Annotated in this window: 1 protein-coding gene; it reads right to left on the bottom strand. The window is 69.6% G+C overall.

What is annotated here, in order from left to right; translation table 11 throughout:
- The coding region (locus tag G3N99_RS36885) for a DEAD/DEAH box helicase (RefSeq protein WP_206124822.1) at positions 1 to 3,455 on the bottom strand (3,455 nt) is incomplete at both ends.

Genomic DNA, 3,455 nt, shown 5'->3' with positions numbered 1-3,455 from the left:
GTCTTCACGGGGGTGCCGGCCGCGCGCGCCGGTGCGCCGATGCGTGTCCACACGAGCTTGCCCGAGCGGCACAGCTCGTCGAGCCCGCCTGCCATGTAGTCGGTCAGCCGCGCGGGCAGCAGCGCGTCTTCCCATGCGCTCGCCGCGGCCTCGTAGCCTTCGAGCTGTTCGACCACGGCCGCCAGTGCATCGCGGCCCGTGCCGCGCGTGTCGGGCGTCAGGTGTTGCCAGTGAAACAGGAAGCGCATGAAGTCTGCGCGCTCGACCGGCTCGATCTCGCGGCGCAGCCGCTTCACCGTATAGCGATGAATGCGCGCAAGCAGGTGGCGTTCGCACCATTCGTCCGTCGTCGTGCCCGGCGTGAACCGGCCGCGCATCACATAGCCTTCGCGTTCCAGCGCCGCGAGCGCCGTCGCGATCGACGCAGGCGGGAGCCCGAGTGGTGTTGCGATCGAATCGAGGGCCAGCGGGCCGAAGCCGGTGAGCCGCGCGCGGATCACGTCGACGAGCGCGGCATCCGCTTCCCACGGCTGCGCGCAAGCGGCCGGCACCTTGAGCGCCGGAGTGATACGCGCGTCGGGATGCAGCGCACGCACGCACACGAGCCGTTCGACCGGCACCCACAGCGCGGCGCCGCCCGGTGCGGCCAGTTTCGTCGCACGGCGGCGTTCGGCAAGTTCCGCGAGCCGGTCGAGCCAGCCTTCGTGTTTGCGCGCTTCGCCATCGGCGATGCACGCGAGCGTGAGCAGCGCGTCGTGCATTTCGTCGGCGTCGCGCACGAGCGGCCAGGCTTCGTCGCGCACTGCATCGATCGCGTCGGCGTCGAGCGCGCCGAGATCGTCGGCCGATTCGGGATCGCTCCAGCGGCGCGACTGCACGGCCTGCGTGCGGCGTTCCTCGAGCGGTGCATCGTCGAGGAACGCGTAGGGTTTCGCGTTCAGGATCTCGGCCGCGAGCGGCGACGGCGCGGGCAGGTCGCGCGCGACGAGCTCGATCGCGCCGCTTTCGATCCGGCGCAGCAGCGCAAGCCAGCCACCGGTATCCATTGCGTCGTGCAGGCAATCGTCGAGCGTCTGGTCGACGAGCGGATGATGCGGAATCTCGCGCTCGCCGACGATGTTTTCCAGGCACGCGACCTGATCGGGGAACACGGTCGCGAGCAGATCCTCGCTCTTCATCCGCTGTAGTTGCGGCGCGGTGCGCTTGCCGCCGGTGAAGCGCGGCAGCGCGAGCGCGGTCGTCGCGTTCCAGCGCCAGCGCACGCCGAACATCGGCGCGTCGAGCAGGGCCTGGACCAGCACGTGCTCGGCGCTCGCTGAACGCAGGTAGCGCCACACTTCGTCGAGCGCGAAGCTGTGTGCGAGCGACAGCGACAGGATGATCGCGTCGTTGGTCGCGGCGGCCTGCAGCTCGAAGTTGAAACTGCGGCAGAAGCGCTTGCGCAGCGCGAGCCCCCACGCGCGGTTGATGCGGCTGCCGAACGGCGAATGGATCACGAGCTGCGTGCCGCCCGATTCGTCGAAGAAACGCTCCATCACGAGCGTGTCCTGCGTCGGCAGCGCGCCGAGCGCGGCGCGGGTGCGGGCGAGGTAGTCGGCGATCTGGTGGGCGGCGCCGGGTGACAGATGCAGATCGTCGACGAGCCAGCGCAACGCCGGCGCGAGACGGTTTTCGGCGGGGGCGGCAACAACTGTGTTGGGCCGCAAGTCGAGCGAGGCATCCGTATCGACTGTGCCGGCGGCCTTTGATTTCACATTCGCGCCGGCTTTGGCATCGGTGCGAGGCATGGACTTCCTGCCAGTCTCGTCGACGATGCTTTCGCGGCTCCTGCCATGCGCTGCCAGCCGGTCACCGTCGGCGAACAGTCCGTCGAGCCGCGCGCGCAGCCGGCCGACCGCCGCCGACAGCTCGTCGCTGCGCCCCGGCGCCTCGCCGAGCCAGAACGGGATGTTCGGCGACTGGCCCTGCGCATCCTCGACACGCACGCGGCCCGTTTCCACGCGAATGATCCGGTACGACTGGTTGCCCAGCTGGAACACGTCGCCGGCCAGGCTCTCGATCGCGAAATCCTCGTTGACGGTGCCGACCTGGATGCCCTGCGGTTCGAGCAGCACCGCGTAGTCGGCCATGTCGGGGATCGTGCCGCCGGACGTCGTGGCGGTCATCATCGCGTTGCGGCGCCCGCGCACGGTGCCGCCGACCACGTCGCGATGCAGGTATGCGCCGCGCACGCCGCGCCGGCTCGTGAAGCCTTCGGCGAGCATCTTCATCACTTCGTCGAAGCGCTCGCGCGTCAGCCGTGCGTACGGCGCCGCGCGCGTGAAGCTCGCATACAGCGCGTCTTCCTGCCATTCCGTGCACGCCACTTCGGCGACGATCTGCTGTGCAAGCACGTCGAGCGGCGCTTCGGGAATACGCAGCGCGTCGAGCTCGCCGCGTTGCACGCAATCGAGCAGCGCGGCGCACTCGACGAGTTCGTCGCGCGACAGCGGGAACAGCCGGCCTTTCGGTATGCCGCCGACATGGTGCCCCGAACGGCCGACGCGCTGCAGGAACGGAGCGATCCCGCGCGGCGAACCGACCTGGCAGACGAGATCGACGTCGCCGATATCGATGCCGAGTTCAAGTGATGCGGTGGCGACGAGCAGCTTCAGTTCACCGCGCTTCAGGCGCTGCTCGGCATCGAAGCGGTGCTCCTTCGCGAGACTGCCGTGATGCGCGGCGATCGCCTCCTTGCCGAGCCGGTCGGCGAGATGGCGCGCCATGCGCTCGGCGGTGCGCCGCGTGTTGACGAACACCAGCGTCGTGCGATGCGCGGCCGCAAGCCCGGCGATGCGGTCGTACACCTGTTCCCACACGTCGGTTGCCATCACGGGTTCGAGCGGCACGTTCGGCAGTTCGAGCGCGAGGTCGCGCTCGCGCGTGTGGCCCGTGTCGACGATCGTGCAGTCGCGCGGCGCGTCAGCCGGGCCGCCAACCAGGAAGCGCGCGACCGCATCGATCGGCTTTTGCGTGGCCGACAGCCCGATGCGCGGCAGCGCACGACCAGCCAGCGCGTCGAGACGTTCGAGCGACAACGCGAGATGGCTGCCGCGCTTCGATGACGCGAGCGCATGGATTTCGTCGACGATGACCGAGCGCACGTTCGACAGCATCTGCCGCCCCGACGTGGACGACAGCAGCACGTACAGCGACTCGGGCGTCGTGACGAGGATGTGCGGTGCGCGCTTGCGCAGTGCGGCGCGCTCGGCCTGCGTCGTGTCGCCGGTGCGCACGGCGGTACGGATCGCCGGCACCGGCAGGCCGAGTTGCGCGAGCGATTCGGCGATGCCGGCCAGCGGCGCATCGAGGTTCACGTGGATGTCGTTCGACAGCGCTTTCAGTGGCGACACGTATACGACGAGCGTCGCGTCGGGCAGCGTGCCGTCGTGCGCCAGCGCATCGCGCACCAGCTG

Origin of the sequence: Burkholderia sp. Ac-20392, from assembly GCF_017104585.1 — a bacterium.
In the GTDB taxonomy this organism is placed as follows: Bacteria; Pseudomonadota; Gammaproteobacteria; order Burkholderiales; family Burkholderiaceae; genus Burkholderia; species Burkholderia lata.
Note: the sequence above shows the minus strand (reverse complement) of the source record. Positions and strands in the feature narration are given on the sequence as shown.